The organism is Mesorhizobium sangaii, assembly GCF_014207355.1.
GTDB classification, from domain to species: Bacteria; Pseudomonadota; Alphaproteobacteria; order Rhizobiales; family Rhizobiaceae; genus Mesorhizobium; species Mesorhizobium sangaii.
Map to the genome: position 1 here is coordinate 136,676 of NZ_JACHEF010000003.1, position 14,203 is coordinate 150,878.

The following is a 14,203-nucleotide window of genomic DNA, read 5'->3' on the forward strand; positions in this document are numbered from 1 at the left end:
GTCGCGTTCCTCTCACGCCGCTTCTGCGACAGGTACCTCTGCCGAGGCACGGAAGTACTGGATGGCGGCGCCGACGCCCGAGCCCGGCGCCAGCCGGACGCCGCAATCGAGCAGCGCCATCTCCGCCGCCGACAGCGAGGCGAGCACCATCACCTCGTTCAGCCAGCCGAGATGGCCGATGCGGAAGACCTTGCCCAACACCTTGTTGAGACCACCTCCGAGCGAGGTCCGGTAGGTCTGATAGGCACGCTTGACGACGTCGGCGCTGTCGATGCCGTCAGGCACCAGGATGGCGCTGACGGTGTCGGAGTGCCATTTCGGCGCCTTCGCGCAAAGCTTCAGGCCCCAGGCGTCGACCGCCTTGCGCACGCCTTCGGCGAGGCGATGATGACGGACGAAGATGTTGTCGAGCCCTTCCTCGGCGATCAGGTCGAGTGAGGCACGCAGGCCGCGCAGCAGTTGCGTCGCAGGCGTATAGGGGAAATAACCGGCGTCGTTGGCGCGGATCATGTCCTCAAACGAGAAGAAGCAGCGGCGGTGGGTCGCGGCCCTGGAGGCGACGAGCGCCTTCTTGCTGACCGAGAGGAAGCCGAGGCCGGCCGGCAGCATGAAACCTTTCTGCGAGCCGCTGACGGCGCAGTCTACACCCCATTCCTCCTGACGGAAGTCGATCGAGCCAATCGACGACACGCCATCGACAAAGAGAAGGGCAGGGTGGTTCGCCGCGTCGAGTATGGCCCGGCAGCCGGCGACATCGCTGGTAACGCCGGTCGCGGTCTCGTTCTGCGTGCAGAAGATAGCCTTGATGCTGTGTGCCTTGTCCGCCTTCAGCCTTTCCGCGTAGAGGTCGAGCGGCACGCCGGTTCCCCATTCGCAGTCGATCACGTCGACTTCGAAGCCGAGGCGTTCGGCCATGTCGACCCATAGATGCGAGAACTGTCCGAAGCGCGACATCAGCACGCGATCGCCGGGGCTGAGCACATTGGTCATCGCCGCCTCCCAGGCGCCGGTGCCCGACGACGGGTAGATGAAGACGCGGCCGGTCTCGTTCTTGAAGACCTTTTTGATGTCCTCGAACAGCGGCAGCGTGAACTCAGGGAACGATCCGGCGCGCATATCCTCCATCGGGAGGTTCATTGCTTGCCGGACCTGCTCAGGAATGTTGGTGGGTCCTGGAATAAAAAGGTGGGTGAACCCAGCCATGCGCGAAACTCCTCCGAAGTTAGAGATTTGTGGAGGGAATGTCGTTTGGAAGGCGAGGGGCAACAACACCTTGGTGGGTAAGTTCTCGCCGCGCCCGGGTGGGGCTTGCCTACCCAGTTGGCCTACCCACTCGGCCTACCCGACAGGCTGTTTGGGACTGCGACGCCTCTCGCTCGAATAGAGCGCGACCGCCATCGCCCGATTGCGGACGTCAAGCTTGTCGTAGAGATTCTTGAGGTGGTATTTCACCGTATTCTCGGAAATTCCGGTGCGCGTAGCGATCTGAAGGTTGGTCCAGCCGTCGGAAAGCACCGCCAGCAGTTCGCGCTCGCGAACCGTGAGCTGCGCCAAAGGCGTGTCGTTGACCTTGTTGATGTCGATGTAGGGGATGCAGATGCGGCCGTGCGCGACCGCCAGGATCGTCTCGAAGATGATATGCGGGTCGTCGAACTGGAAGCAGTAGCCTTGAGCACCAAGCCGCACGCACTGCTTCAAGATGCCGATGTCGTGGTCGTTGGAGAACACCGTGATGCGAACGTCGAGCTTGCGGGTCTGGACCTCGGCCAGGACATCCGCGCCGTCCATGTCGGCGAGCCGCCAGCCGATGACAGCGACATCGAACTTGGTCTTTCCTGCCAGTTCCAGGAGCTGCTTGCCGCTCTGCACGGCGCCCAGCAATTCGAAACGTCCGTCGCACTCCAGCATTTCGCGGAGCGCCGATATGACAAGCGGATTGCGCTCGGCGACAACGACGCGGACGCGTTGCTGTCCGGATGGTGCTTCGTTCGTTCTCGCCGACCTTGCGTTCAAGGAGTTCCGTTCTGGATCGGTTGCGGACATGGGTGGATCCGGCTGGTATCCGGACCCTGTGCCATGACAATCGCCGCAACCGCACCACGGTGCTCTTTCCCCAGCGACATGCGCTGTCGCGCCACCTGAACCGGTATGCTGTTGGTTTTGACGCGATCGGCGTTATCGGCCCAGGGCTCGGCGATGTCCGCCTCTGGCGACGTCAGGCCGGTAGGAGAGCGCGTATTTCGTTTGATATTCCGTGCGTTAGGACCATAGGTTCGCAAATCGAATCGTGCTGCCGCGCCATCTCTGGATTGAGCGGCGGATTCTCCCCAAAAGCGGTTTCCACTTTTGGGTCCGATGCTCTAGACCTGAGACGCACCTTTTCCGGGATTGCGATGGCGGGAGGCGCTGGTGGAAGGCCAGGACGAACGGACGACCGGCGCCAGGGCCGTTGAAGACGCCCACGCCGATATTTATGGCGAGGATGGCGCCGTCCTTTCGTCCTTCCTTGCCCAGATCGGCGCGGCGATCGCCGACCGCGACACGCTCACGCTCAAGCATGAAGTCGATCACCTGCACCAGTCGGAGCTCGGCGACCTGCTCGAGGCGCTGCATCCCGAACAGCGCCGCGCGCTGGTCGAGTTGCTGGGCGCCGATTTCGACTTCTCCGCGCTGACCGAGGTCGATGAGGCGATCCGTATGGAGATCGTCGACAATCTGCCCAATGCTCAGATCGCCCAGGCGGTGCAGGAGCTCGATTCCGACGACGCGGTCTACATTCTTGAAGACCTCGAGAAGGAAGACCAGGACGAGATCCTGTCGCAACTGCCGTTCACCGAGCGGATCAGGCTGCGCCGTTCGCTCGACTATCCGGAAGAGACGGCTGGCCGCCGCATGCAGACCGAGTTCGTCGCGGTGCCGCCGTTCTGGACGATCGGCCAGACCATCGACTACATGCGCGAGGACAAGAACCTGCCTGAGCGCTTCAGCCAGATCTTCGTCATCGATCCGACCTTCAAGCTGCTCGGCGCCATCGACCTCGACCAGATCCTGCGGACCAAGCGCGCGGTCAAGGTCGAGGAGGTCATGCATGAGACGCGGCACGCCATTCCCGCCACCATGGACCAGGAAGAGGCGGCGCGGGAATTCGAACAGTACGACCTTCTGTCTGCCGCGGTCGTCGACGAGAACGAGCGGCTGGTCGGCGTGCTGACCATCGACGACGTCGTCGACGTCATCCAGCAGGAAGCGGAAGAGGATCTGCTGCGCATGGGCGGTGTCGGCGACGAAGAGCTCTCTGACAGCATCCTTTCGACCTCGCGCTCGCGCGTGCCCTGGCTGCTGGTCAACCTCTTGACGGCATTCCTGGCGGCTTCGGTGATCGGCCTGTTCGACCGCACGATCGAGCATATCGTGGCGCTGGCGGTGCTGATGCCGATCGTCGCCGGCATGGGCGGCAATGCCGGCTCGCAGACCATGACCGTCACCGTGCGTGCGCTGGCGACCAAGGACATCGACATCTACAATGCCGGCCGCATCATCCGCCGCGAGATGGGTGTCGGGTTCATCAACGGCATCGTCTTTGCCATCCTGATCGGCATCGTCGCAGCGGCCTGGTTCCACGACAACAATCTGGGCGGCATTATCGCGGCGGCGATGATCATCAACATGTTTGCGGCCGCTTTGGCCGGCATCCTGATCCCGCTGCTGCTCGACCGTTTCAAGATCGATCCGGCGGTCGCTTCGGCGGTCTTCGTCACCACGGTCACCGATGTCGTCGGCTTCTTTGCCTTTCTCGGCATTGCCACGTGGTGGTTTGCGGTGTCTTGAAGGCGCATCGTGCCCTCAATTGACTTTTACGTAAACGCCGTGCGAGGCTTGCGCGGGGTGCCATGTCGATTCCGGCATGGCATGGGTTTGGTTCGACGCCGCATGGCGATCACCCGGGATTCCGGGGTGTGGGAGTGACAATGCGGGAATATTATTCGATCACCGAACTGACCCGCGAATTCGACGTGTCGACGCGGACGCTGCGCTTCTATGAGGATGAGGGGCTGGTGCAGCCGGTGCGGCGCGGCCGCACGCGGTTGTTTCGCCCGTCTGATCGCCACCTCATTCGGCAGATCATGCGGGGAAAACGGCTCGGCTTCTCGATCAATGAGATCCGCGAAATCATCCAGATGTACAAGGAGCCGCCCGGCGAGGTCGGTCAACTCAAGCTGATGATCAAGCGCATCGAGGAAAAGCGCGAGGATCTGCGACAGAAGCGCCGCGACCTCGAGGAGACGCTGGCCGAACTCGACCAGGCCGAGGAATCCTGTGTCGAGCGGCTCGTCGAACTCGGCGTCAACACGTAGCGCTGTTCAAATCCAGCGCCGCACTCTTTTGGCGTAATCCCGGTATTTCTTGCCGAACTTTGCCGCCAGCACCTTTTCCTCGCCCTCGATGGCGATCTTTTGCGTGGCATAGGCCGCGATGAAGGCGAGCGGCAGGAACCATACGATCCCCGAGACAAAGGCGACGCCGATCAACAGCAGCGTGTTGGCCAGATACATCGGATTGCGGGTGATGCCGAAGGGGCCCGTGGTAACCAGGTGATCGGGCACCGCGTTGGGGTTGAGCGTGGTCTTGGCCCGAATCATGGTTCGGATCGCGGTGAACCAGAGTGCCGCGACGCCGAGCAGGGCCACCCAGCCGGCGGCGAACAGGATATCGCCCAAGAGGTCGCCAATCCAGGGCAGGGGATAGAGCAGGCCGAGTGCGATGCTGATGGCGATGGCCGCGACGTAGATCACCGGCGGCCACGGTATGAGCCCTGCCTTCGGCTGGTTCTCGGTCATTTGACCCCTCCCTCCGTCATCTTGTCTTCAGTCTTGGCGGTGCACATACCGGCGAGATCGGATATATGCGTCTTCCATTCCGCAGTCTGGTCGTTGTTGTAGAGCCGATCAAGCGAGGCCTCGCCCTCCAGCGTGTCGAGCATGCAGACACAGTAGCTCGAACAGAACTCGGTGTCGCGCGACTGCTCGCAAGACAACTGGCAGGTTTTCAGGAAGTTCACCTGCGGGGTTTCGACCTTGGCCGGCATGACTTGCGCGAACAGCCACACACAGCCGATCAGCAGCGGCTGGTGGATCAGGTAGAAGGCCAGGCTGTGGCGGCCGATGAAGACCAGCGGGTTGGCCCAGCGGCCGGGCGCGAATTCGGCAAGCCGGGCAAGCAGGCCCGAAGCGGTGGCGAGTTTCGTCACCGCGATGCCTGCAAGTACGGCGCCGAACCACGGAAACAGCGGCACGTAGTCGTTGGAACGCGGATTGACCGCCGACAGGCCGATCCACCACAGCCACGGATGGTCGAAGGCCTCGAGGCGCAGATAGACGGGCGCTGCGATGACCAGCGCTGCCATAACCAACGTCAGCAGCGCCGGCAGCCGCAGGAAGGCGAGGCCGAGCAGGCTGGCCAGCGCAATCTCGTGCAGGATGCCGAAGAAGATAAAACCGTCCGGGGTTGCAATGCGGGTGACAACCGAAATGGCGATCGCCGCTCCGGCGACCATGGCGAAACGCTTCCAGAAGCCGTTCCAGCGGATTTGCCGGCCATGGGCGAGGTACAGGCTGACGCCGACCAGGAACAGGAAGGTCGAGGCGATGCAACGCGCGTAGATCTTCCACCAGCCGAATGCGGTGAGGCCGGGATCGGTATAGCCGAAGAATTCCAGGTCCCAGGTGAAATGGTAGCTCGCCATGGCGATGAGCGCGATACCGCGCACGATGTCGATGGCGACGATGCGCTTCGGTCGATCCTGAATGGGTGCGGTCGGCGTGTGGATGCTCATGATCTCGTATTCTGATTCAGCCCCGCAAGACGACTATCACGGTTGCCCCGGACAAAAGAAGGCCAGCAGCTTCGGGTATAGGCTGCGCTGCAGACGCTGGATCAGGCGCTGCTTTAGGCCAGCGCCGGAAAGCCTTTGGCCGACTTCGCTTTTTGCGGGATAGGCGTCGGTTTCCTGTTACCCGCACAGGGATCACCACGGCAGATTTGACCCGCTGATTCTGCTTTGGGGAAGCAATGTCCACCCATGTGCGCCACCCGATCTGGCTACCGGCGTTGCGGCCGGCCGACGCGCGCACCTTCGCTTCGCTCTATGCGGTCGAATCGTTCGCCCGCGCCACGGTGTCGAGCGTCATCCCAATACAGGCCTTCGAGATCCTGCATAACGAGCAGATAGTCTCGATCCTCTACACCATCGTGGCGATGCTAGGCCTGTCGGTGACGCTGTTCATGCCGATGCTGATCCGCCGCTTTGCCCGGCGCTGGGTCTACACGGCCGGCGCCTGCCTGCTGGCCATCGGCTCGCTGTTCTTCGTCACCCATACGCTGGCCGGACAACTGGCCGGCATGCTGTGCCGGGTGATGGGCGCCAGCGCTCTGTCAATCACGCTCAACCTCTACATCATGGACCACATCCGCAAGACCGACTTCATGCAGGCCGAATCGCTGCGCATGGCGTGGTCGATGTTTGCCTGGACCGGCGGGCCGACACTGGGCATCTTCCTCTACACGCGCTTCGGCATCTATGCCGCGCATGGTGCGGTGGCGCTGTTCGCGATGGCCTTGCTGGCGCTGTTCTGGACCTATCGGCTCGGCGACAACCCGTCGATCCGCCCAGGCAAGACGCGGCCGGCCAATCCGCTCGCCAACATTGGCCGCTTCGTCGCCCAGCCCAGGTTGCGGCTGGCCTGGCTGATTGCGTTCGGCCGCTCCTGTTTCTGGACGACGTTTTTCGTCTACGGGCCGCTGTTCATGGTGATCACCGGCGAGGGCAAGCTGGCCGGCGGCCTTTTGGTTTCAGCCGGCAACGCGCTGCTGTTCATGGCCATCTTTTGGGGCAAGGCAGGAAAACGCTTTGGTGGCCGCAGGACCATGACATTTGCCTATTTCGCCATGTCGGCGATGCTTCTGGCCGCCGGTGCGGTCGGCGAAACCGTACCGCTGCTGACCGGTGGCTTGCTGCTTTGTGGCGCCTTCTTCACCATTGCGCTGGATGCGCTGGGCTCGACCGCCTTCATGCGCTCGGTGCGATCCTATGAAAGGTCGCAGATGGCGGCGGTCTACCGGACCTATCTCGACTTTTCCGAACTCACGCCGCCGCTGGTCTATTCAGTGGTGCTGGCGTTCTTCGGGCTGGGGTCGGTGTTCATCACGCTCGGCCTGCTGGCGGCGTTTTGCGGCTTCGTGACGTGGCGATACCTGCCGAAATCGCTGTGATCTTCAGGGCTTGGGGGGTAACCGCTGCGTGCCGTTCGCGGATCCAGTTGTGGAAGCGGTGCAGGTCGTACTCCTCGGGCATCAGCACGCCGGCCGCATGGCGAATCGAGCGCAGGCCTTTCTGGTTGACCTCGCAGATCGCCGCATCCTCCTCCAGCACCTGTTTGCCGAAGGCGACGATGTTGTCGATGTCGGTTGCATCAAGCGCCTCAGGCGCAAACAGCCATTCTGCGACAAGCTCGGTCTGCTCGGGGCCGAGCGGCACCAGCCGCACGGTCCTGACATAGTCGACATGGCCGACGATGAACATCGAAGGCAGATTGGTGGCGTAGGTCTGGCCGGCTGCGCGTTCGGCTGATGTGAGGCCGGCAAAGATCGGCCCATGTGCCTGGCCATCGCGCGACCATGTCTGCGCTCCGGCGCGCAGGCCGCCGGAAAACTCCGGGGCGTCATTGTCAGCGTGGCGGGACCATTCGGGATCGTCATGGCGACCCATCAGGCCGCGCCCGTAGATCGGCACCAGCCGCGATAGGTCCTTGTGGACGCCCGGACAATGCAGGCACTCGTTGAAGTTTTCCCAAAAGATCTTCCAGTTGCAGTTCATCACCTTGCGCAGCACATGGCCGGTAACAAGCGTTTCCAGCGGCCAGTTGGCGAGACTGCCGGACGCCGGATCGAAGGATGTTTCCGCCGAGCCCGCGGCATCCTCCTGCAGATTGACGAAGACAAAACCGCGCCACACCGAGAGCGCCACGCGATAGAGCGGATGATCGGCCTTGTCGAAGCCTTCCGGCAGCGACTTGGACGGCACGCGCACCAGATCGCCGCGCAGCGAATAGGACCAGGCATGATATGGGCAGGTGATGAGCCGCGCCTTCAGCCGGCCTTCGCTTTCCTGGCAGAGCTGCGAACCACGGTGACGGCACGTGTTGTGAAGGGCGCGCAGTTCGCCGGTTTCGTCGCGCAGCAAGACGATTTCCTGCGTGCCGATGCGGAAGGTGCGGAAAGCAAGCGGCTGCGCAAGGTCGGCCTCGCGGCAGACCAGCAGCCAGCTTTTGTACCAGATGGCGTCGAGATCGCGCTGATAGCTGTCGGCATCCCAATAGGCCGACGATGGCAGCGTCGGTTCGGCCCGGGTCAGGCCGTTATAGGGATCGCGCTCGCTGGCAATGGGCTGCATGGGTGGTTTCCTCTGAATTTTTCAGCCGACACCCGACCACGGGAATTGTCAATTGTTGTGCCTGAGACCCGATTTATCTGGATGGCGCAATCGCGCTGGTTGTCGGCGGAATTTGGTTTGCCGGTCGCGGCGATTTTCCCTATAGTCGCGCTTGTCGTCGGTTCCGTTTGGAGCCAAGAGGGAATGCGGTGCGGGCGGACTTGTTGCCCAATGCCGTGGCTGCCCCCGCAACTGTGTACGGTAGTCCACTCCATATGCCACTGAAGGTTTTTCTTCGGGAAGGTGGGGAAGGGCGTTGATCCGCGAGCCAGGAGACCTGCCGGCGACAGGAAACTGACTTCGATGCCCTCGGGTGGAGGGCGAAAGGACAAGACATGACTACCGCTTCCGTCTCCCTCGGCGCCTCCGTCTCCTCGCAGTCGCGCTTCATGCAGCTTGCACTCGTGGCGCTGCTTGGCATCTTCGTTGTCGGCTTTGTCGGATTCTCGCATATCGATGCGGTCCACAATGCGGCTCACGACTATCGCCATTCGATGGCGTTTCCCTGCCACTGACGAGGGTTTGACAACATGAACCTGTTTCGCAACGTCGTGTTCATCGCGGCGATCGCAGGGCTCGTGGCTGGCGTCGTTCTCGCCTGCCTGCAGGCCTATGCCACCGTGCCGCTGATCCTCAAGGCGGAAGTCTATGAACAGGCCGGCGGCGGCCATCACCACGACCATGCCGCTCCGGCCGCAAACGATACCAATGCCATGAGCTCTGCCGCCCCGGCGCCGGCGGAAGCAGTCGCTCCGGCAGCGGAAGACGAAGGCTGGGCGCCGGCCGACGGTTTCGAGCGTTTCGCCTTCAGCGTGGTTGCCAATATTGTCACCGGCATTGGTTTCGCGTTGATCCTGGTCGCGGTTTCCGAATTCGCCGGCGGCATCGGCAATTGGCGCCAGGGCGTGTTCTGGGGCCTGGCCGGCTTTGCTGTGTTCACGCTGGCACCCGGCCTCGGCCTGCCACCGGAATTGCCTGCCATGCCGGCGGCCGATCTCACGCAGCGCCAGATCTGGTGGTGGGCAACCGTGGTGGCGACCGCGGCTGGTCTCGGCCTGATCGCGTTCCGCAAGTCGCTGCCGCTCGCGATCCTTGCCGTCCTGCTGATCGTGGCGCCGCATGTCGTCGGCGCACCGCAGCCCGACAGTTTCGAGACGCCGATCCCGGAAGGCTTGCACCACCAGTTCGTGGTGGCGGTTACGGTGACCAACCTGGTTTTCTGGCTGGTGCTCGGCGCCGTCGTCGGCGTGGTGCGCGGCCGCTTCACCGGCACCGCGACCAGCCTGCGCGACAGCTTTGCCTGATCGCAGCAAGCTGACCTTCATCATCGGAGGTGCGCGCTCCGGCAAGAGCGCGCATGCCGAAACCTTGGCGACGGTTCTACCTTCGCCATGGACCTATGTCGCCACGGCGCAAGCCTATGATGACGAGATGCGTGAGCGTATTGCGTTACATCGATCGCGGCGCGGCAAGGGCTGGGCGACCATCGACACACCGCTCGATCTCGCCGGCACGCTCGAGGCCTTGCCGGACGATCAGCCGGTGCTTGTCGACTGCCTGACACTGTGGCTGACCAATCATATGCTGGCCGAACACGACCTCGACCTTGAATGCCGCCGGCTGGCAGACGTGCTGTCGCGGCCGCGCGGGCCCTGGTTCGTCGTGTCCAATGAAGTCGGCCAAGGCATCGTGCCGGACAACGCATTGGCGCGCCGTTTTCGCGATGCGGCCGGCCGGCTCAACCAGCAGGTCGCCGCTGTCGCCGATACGGTGCTGCTGATGGTGGCGGGGCTGCCGCTCAAGGTGAAATGAGATGACCGATATCGACAACAAGACCATTGACGACCGGGATGAAGAACGCCACCGCGCCAAGATGGCCAAGCGCAAGGCGGTGCAGGATGCCGAGGTGGCGGGCAAGACGATCGAGAAGGGGCTGCTGATCGTCAACACCGGGCCGGGCAAGGGCAAGACCACTGCCGCTTTTGGTCTGGCGCTGCGGATGCTCGGCTACGGCAAGCGTGTCGGCGTCGTCCAGTTCATCAAGGGCAAATGGCACACCGGGGAGAAGGATGCCTTCGCCGCCTTTGGCGACCGCGTCGTCTGGCACGCCATGGGCGAGGGGTTCACCTGGGAAACCCAGGATCTGAAGCGCGACATCGCCGCGGCCGAAGCCGCATGGGTCAAAGTGCTCGAACTGATGGCCGATCCATCGATCAGCCTGTTGGTGCTCGACGAACTGAACATCGCGCTGCGCTACGATTATCTCGATCTCGACAAAGTGGTTGCGGCGCTGAAGGCGCGGCGCGAGGGCCTGCATGTCGTCGTCACCGGCCGCAACGCCAAGCCGGCGCTGGTCGAGGCGGCCGACCTCGTCACCGAGATGGGTGTGACCAAGCACCATTTTTCAGCAGGCGTGAAGGCGCAGCAAGGCATCGAGTTCTGATAGCCTTAGCCCAGAGGGAGGGCTAAGGCCGGATCACGCGACCATGACGATTGCCGAGACCAAACCGAACAGTGCGATCAGCAGATAGTCGGCGACACGATAGAGTTTCAGCGCCTGCCGGATGTCGATGCTGTCGGCTTCGCGCCGGCCGCCTTCGCCCATGAAGACGTCGTCGACCAGCACGCCGCCATAGCTGCGCGGTCCAGCAAGCGCCAGGCCGAGCGCGCCGGCCATTGCCGCTTCCGGCCAGCCGGCATTGGGCGAGCGGTGTTTTCTCGCGTCGCGCCACACGGCATGCCAGGCGTTTTTCCCATCAGCACCCTTGATGATGAATGCGGCCAGCACGATCAGCAGCGCCGTCAGCCGCGATGCCGGCAGGTTGATCCAATCGTCGAAGCGCGCCGCCGCCCAGCCGAACGCTTCGTGGCGCGGGGTGCGGTGGCCGATCATAGAATCGGCGGTGTTGGCTGCCTTGTAGGCAGCGCCTCCGGCCAGCCCGCCGACGCCGGTCCAGAAGGCGGGAGCAACGATGCCGTCGGAAAAATTCTCGGCCAGGCTCTCGATCGCCGCGCGGCAGACACCGGCCCTGTCGAGCTTTTCTGGATCTCGGCCGACGATGCGCGAGACGGCGATGCGGCCCAGAGTGAGGCCACCGGTGTCGAGTGCGTCGGCCACGGCCTCGACATGCTCGTAGAGGCTCTTCTGCGACAGAAGCGATGTCGCCAGAAGGGCGGCAATGATCAATCCCATGGGAACGAACCAGAGCAGGATCTGCACGGCGAGCCCGATCGCCGCCGGCACCAGCACGATGACCAGCAGTGCCTGGACACCACGCGTGCGACGCAGCGCGTCGGGATCAGTGGCGCGGTTGAGCCTGCCGTCGAGAAAGGATATCAGCCTGCCGAACCACGTCACCGGATGGCCGATGGCGCGAAACAGCCAGTCCGGGTAACCCAGGACGAATTCAGCGGCCAATGACAGGAAAGCGATCAGGATTGACATGAAGCTTCTTGATGGGGCGGCGGTGGACCATGGCGGAAGTCTCGGCCGGGCGAGGGCGCTTTTCCCCAACGCGCCGCTGCCCTTCGTCGACCTCTCGACCGGTATCAATCCGCACTCCTACCCGCTTTTCGAATTCGCCGCCACCACCCTGTCGCGGCTGCCGGAGGCCGGGCGTGGCCACGAGTTGGTCGAGATCGCGGCAAGCGCCTATGGCGCCCCTTCGCCCGTCAACGTCGTGGCCGCACCCGGGACGCAGATCCTGTTGCCGCGCGTCGCATCGCTGATCGCGCCCGGCAAGGCGCTCGTGCTAGGTCCGACCTATGCCGAACATGCGCGGGCAGCGGCGATCGCCGGGCACGCGGTGACGGAGGTCGGCGATTTCGAAGTGTTGGCGAAAGCCGACCTTGCCGTCGTCGTCAATCCCAACAACCCGGATGGGCGCATCATCGCGCGCGTCAAGTTACTTGAGTTGGCCGCAGGGCTGCGCGCCAAGGGTGGGCTGCTGGTGGTAGACGAGGCGTTCATGGATGTCGGCCCGCGCGAGCATAGCCTCGCCGGCGATGTCGGCCAGGGCGGCATCGTGGTGCTGCGGTCGTTCGGCAAGTTCTTTGGCCTGGCCGGGCTGCGGCTCGGTTTTGCGCTTTCCGATGCGGCGACGGTCGGCCGGCTGGACACGCAATTCGGACCATGGGCCGTCGCCGGCCCGGCGCTGGAATACGGCATTCGCGCACTTGCCGATATCGACTGGCAGGACGCGATGCGGGCATCCCTTGCAGAGGCATCGGAACGACTCGATGCGCTGTTCGGCCGCTTCGGCGCTGCTGTCGCGGGCGGCACCACATTGTTCCGCTATCTCCGCTTGCCCGACGCCGCCGATCTGTTTTCCACACTTGGCGAGCGCGGGATCCTGCTGCGCCATTTCGCCGATCGTCCGGGTGTCTTGCGCGCCGGCCTGCCGGGGAGCGAGGTGGAATGGCAGCGGCTCGAATCCGCGCTTGCCGAATGGGCGTTCCGGCGCGAGGATCGATCGAAGGGTTCGAAACAATGATCCATGTCTGCTCGCTGGCAAAGGTCGAGGAAACGGTGGCAAGGACCGGCGCCGATCGCTTGCTGTCGTTGCTCGCCGCCGGAACCGATGTTGTGCGCCCGGCCTCGATCGCCCGGGAAAACCATCTGCATCTGGTCATGCACGATATTGCCGTGGCGCAGGACGGCATGACCATGCCGGGCGAGGAGCACGTCCGCAACCTGCTCGATTTCGCGCGCCGATGGGACCAGGCAAAGCCGATGGTCGTGCATTGCTATGCCGGCATCAGCCGCTCGACCGCATCTGCCTACATCATCGCGGCAGCATTGGCGCCGAAGCGCGACGAAGCCGAACTGGCGCAGACGCTGCGGGCTTTGTCGCCCTCGGCAACGCCCAACCCGCGGCTGATTGCGGTGGCCGATGTGTTGCTCGACCGCAATGGCCGCATGATCGAGGCGATCCAAGCGATCGGGCGCGGCGCCGACGCCTTTGAGGGAACGCCCTTCGCGCTGAGGATCGATATCTAGCCAACCTGCCTATCTACCGTTGTTGGATTATCGAGTGCCTTCATTCGCCCAATCTTCATGTCCGTGGCGTACCCGGACAATAAACACCTCGCCGTCGGCTTCGATCCGGTAGACGACAAGATGGGCCTTGAAGGGATGGACACGCATCGGTGGCGCCAATTCAAGCCGCTCCCGTGCTATTCGGGGACTGGCAGCGATCAGGTCAAGATCGCGAACAACTCGTCATGATACTGTCTGGCCTGCAAAGCCCCGAACAGGCGCACCTCTTGCTCGGCAATACCGACAATGTCCTCTTCCGCGGCTGAAGAAAGGCGAAATCCCATTACCCATTGCCGGGTGACTTTTCAGCGCGCTTAACCGCCTCCGTAAAAAGTGCGTCCCTGGATCGATTGCCGATGCCACTCTTCAATCCATCATCGACAAAGCGCTGCATGGCGGTAATCTTGTCATTGCGCTCCTGATCCCGACGGATCAAATCGCGCACATAGTCGCTCGCGTTGGCGTAGCGGCCGGTTTCGGTTTGCGCCTCAACCCAATCCTTCATCGAGTCGGGCAATGATACGTTCATTGTTGCCATATCAGCCTCCATATCCCGTCCAGCATGATCCGTTTTGGCAAAGTTTGTCAAAATCTCTTGTGGGAAGGCCCGATTGTCTGATCCGCCTCCTCCATCGCCTCGTTTGTTCAAGAGATCTGGGATAGCGATTACAGCGCTT

Annotated in this window: 16 protein-coding genes, 1 pseudogene and 1 riboswitch; of the genes and pseudogenes, 9 read left to right on the forward strand and 8 right to left on the reverse strand. The window is 63.0% G+C overall.

Annotated features, from left to right (window positions below; genetic code table 11):
- Positions 1-12: 12 nt before the first annotated feature.
- Positions 13-1,203, reverse strand: a complete 1,191-nt coding sequence (locus HNQ71_RS15690; protein WP_184873482.1) for an aminotransferase class V-fold PLP-dependent enzyme — start codon at positions 1,201-1,203, stop codon at positions 13-15.
- A 135-nt stretch (positions 1,204-1,338) separates the two neighbouring features.
- Positions 1,339-2,043, reverse strand: a complete 705-nt coding sequence (locus tag HNQ71_RS15695) for a LuxR C-terminal-related transcriptional regulator (protein ID WP_246461586.1) — start codon at positions 2,041-2,043, stop codon at positions 1,339-1,341.
- Between the two features lie 366 nt (positions 2,044-2,409).
- Between HNQ71_RS15695 and mgtE the strand changes: the two genes are divergently transcribed.
- Complete coding sequence (gene mgtE, locus HNQ71_RS15700) at positions 2,410-3,828, forward strand: magnesium transporter (protein ID WP_184873483.1); 1,419 nt, start codon at positions 2,410-2,412, stop codon at positions 3,826-3,828.
- 140 nt (positions 3,829-3,968) lie between these two features.
- The gene (locus HNQ71_RS15705) at positions 3,969-4,355 is read left to right on the forward strand and encodes a MerR family transcriptional regulator (protein ID WP_006203215.1); all 387 of its coding nucleotides are present in this window, start codon (positions 3,969-3,971) and stop codon (positions 4,353-4,355) included.
- A gap of 6 nt (positions 4,356-4,361) precedes the next feature.
- Here the strand turns inward: HNQ71_RS15705 and HNQ71_RS15710 are convergent, their stop codons facing one another.
- Together HNQ71_RS15710 and HNQ71_RS15715 are read right to left on the reverse strand one after the other, a co-directional pair.
- On the reverse strand, positions 4,362-4,838 hold the full coding sequence (locus HNQ71_RS15710; RefSeq protein WP_184873484.1) for a methyltransferase family protein: 477 nt from the start codon (positions 4,836-4,838) through the stop codon (positions 4,362-4,364).
- The gene (locus tag HNQ71_RS15715) at positions 4,835-5,833 is read right to left on the reverse strand and encodes a heparan-alpha-glucosaminide N-acetyltransferase (protein WP_184873485.1); all 999 of its coding nucleotides are present in this window, start codon (positions 5,831-5,833) and stop codon (positions 4,835-4,837) included. The genes HNQ71_RS15710 and HNQ71_RS15715 overlap by 4 nt, the downstream gene beginning before the upstream one ends.
- 236 nt (positions 5,834-6,069) lie before the next feature.
- Between HNQ71_RS15715 and HNQ71_RS15720 the strand changes: the two genes are divergently transcribed.
- Positions 6,070-7,269, forward strand: coding sequence for an MFS transporter (locus HNQ71_RS15720; RefSeq protein ID WP_184873486.1), 1,200 nt, complete (start codon positions 6,070-6,072; stop codon positions 7,267-7,269).
- Here the strand turns inward: HNQ71_RS15720 and HNQ71_RS15725 are convergent.
- Positions 7,202-8,449, reverse strand: coding sequence for an aromatic ring-hydroxylating oxygenase subunit alpha (locus tag HNQ71_RS15725; RefSeq protein ID WP_246461587.1), 1,248 nt, complete (start codon positions 8,447-8,449; stop codon positions 7,202-7,204). The genes HNQ71_RS15720 and HNQ71_RS15725 overlap by 68 nt on opposite strands.
- A 141-nt stretch (positions 8,450-8,590) precedes the next feature.
- Positions 8,591-8,787, forward strand: a riboswitch (cobalamin riboswitch).
- A gap of 36 nt (positions 8,788-8,823) precedes the next feature.
- Between HNQ71_RS15725 and HNQ71_RS15730 the strand changes: the two genes are divergently transcribed.
- The 4 genes from HNQ71_RS15730 to cobO are packed head-to-tail and all read left to right on the forward strand — an operon-like array spanning position 8,824 to position 10,931.
- Positions 8,824-9,003 carry a CbtB domain-containing protein gene (locus HNQ71_RS15730; RefSeq protein ID WP_095087280.1) on the forward strand — a complete coding sequence of 60 codons (180 nt, stop codon included), beginning with the start codon at positions 8,824-8,826 and terminating at the stop codon, positions 9,001-9,003.
- Positions 9,004-9,018: 15 nt separating this feature from the next.
- On the forward strand, positions 9,019-9,792 hold the full coding sequence (locus tag HNQ71_RS15735) for a CbtA family protein (RefSeq protein WP_184873487.1): 774 nt from the start codon (positions 9,019-9,021) through the stop codon (positions 9,790-9,792).
- Positions 9,785-10,300, forward strand: a complete 516-nt coding sequence (cobU, locus tag HNQ71_RS15740; RefSeq protein WP_184873488.1) for a bifunctional adenosylcobinamide kinase/adenosylcobinamide-phosphate guanylyltransferase — start codon at positions 9,785-9,787, stop codon at positions 10,298-10,300. Before HNQ71_RS15735 ends, cobU begins: the two co-directional genes overlap by 8 nt.
- 1 nt (position 10,301) lies before the next feature.
- Positions 10,302-10,931, forward strand: a complete 630-nt coding sequence (gene cobO, locus HNQ71_RS15745; RefSeq protein WP_184873489.1) for a cob(I)yrinic acid a,c-diamide adenosyltransferase — start codon at positions 10,302-10,304, stop codon at positions 10,929-10,931.
- Positions 10,932-10,964: 33 nt separating this feature from the next.
- On the opposite strand, the gene cbiB is transcribed toward cobO, so the two are convergent.
- Positions 10,965-11,933, reverse strand: coding sequence for an adenosylcobinamide-phosphate synthase CbiB (gene cbiB / locus HNQ71_RS15750; protein ID WP_184873490.1), 969 nt, complete (start codon positions 11,931-11,933; stop codon positions 10,965-10,967).
- On the opposite strand from cbiB, the gene cobD reads away from it, so the two are divergent.
- Both cobD and HNQ71_RS15760 read left to right on the forward strand, forming a co-directional pair.
- The gene (cobD, locus tag HNQ71_RS15755; RefSeq protein WP_184873491.1) at positions 11,932-12,981 is read left to right on the forward strand and encodes a threonine-phosphate decarboxylase CobD; all 1,050 of its coding nucleotides are present in this window, start codon (positions 11,932-11,934) and stop codon (positions 12,979-12,981) included. The genes cbiB and cobD overlap by 2 nt on opposite strands.
- On the forward strand, positions 12,978-13,487 hold the full coding sequence (locus HNQ71_RS15760; protein ID WP_184873492.1) for a tyrosine phosphatase family protein: 510 nt from the start codon (positions 12,978-12,980) through the stop codon (positions 13,485-13,487). Before cobD ends, HNQ71_RS15760 begins: the two co-directional genes overlap by 4 nt.
- A 27-nt stretch (positions 13,488-13,514) precedes the next feature.
- On the opposite strand, the pseudogene HNQ71_RS15765 reads toward HNQ71_RS15760, so the two are convergent.
- Both HNQ71_RS15765 and HNQ71_RS15770 read right to left on the reverse strand, forming a co-directional pair.
- Positions 13,515-13,810 (reverse strand): annotated as a pseudogene (locus HNQ71_RS15765) (type II toxin-antitoxin system RelE/ParE family toxin).
- A complete protein-coding gene (locus HNQ71_RS15770; RefSeq protein WP_184873493.1) occupies positions 13,810-14,064 on the reverse strand; it encodes a type II toxin-antitoxin system ParD family antitoxin in 255 nt (84 codons plus the stop codon). The pseudogene HNQ71_RS15765 and the gene HNQ71_RS15770 overlap by 1 nt, the downstream one beginning before the upstream one ends.
- Between the last annotated feature and the right edge of the window lie 139 nt (positions 14,065-14,203).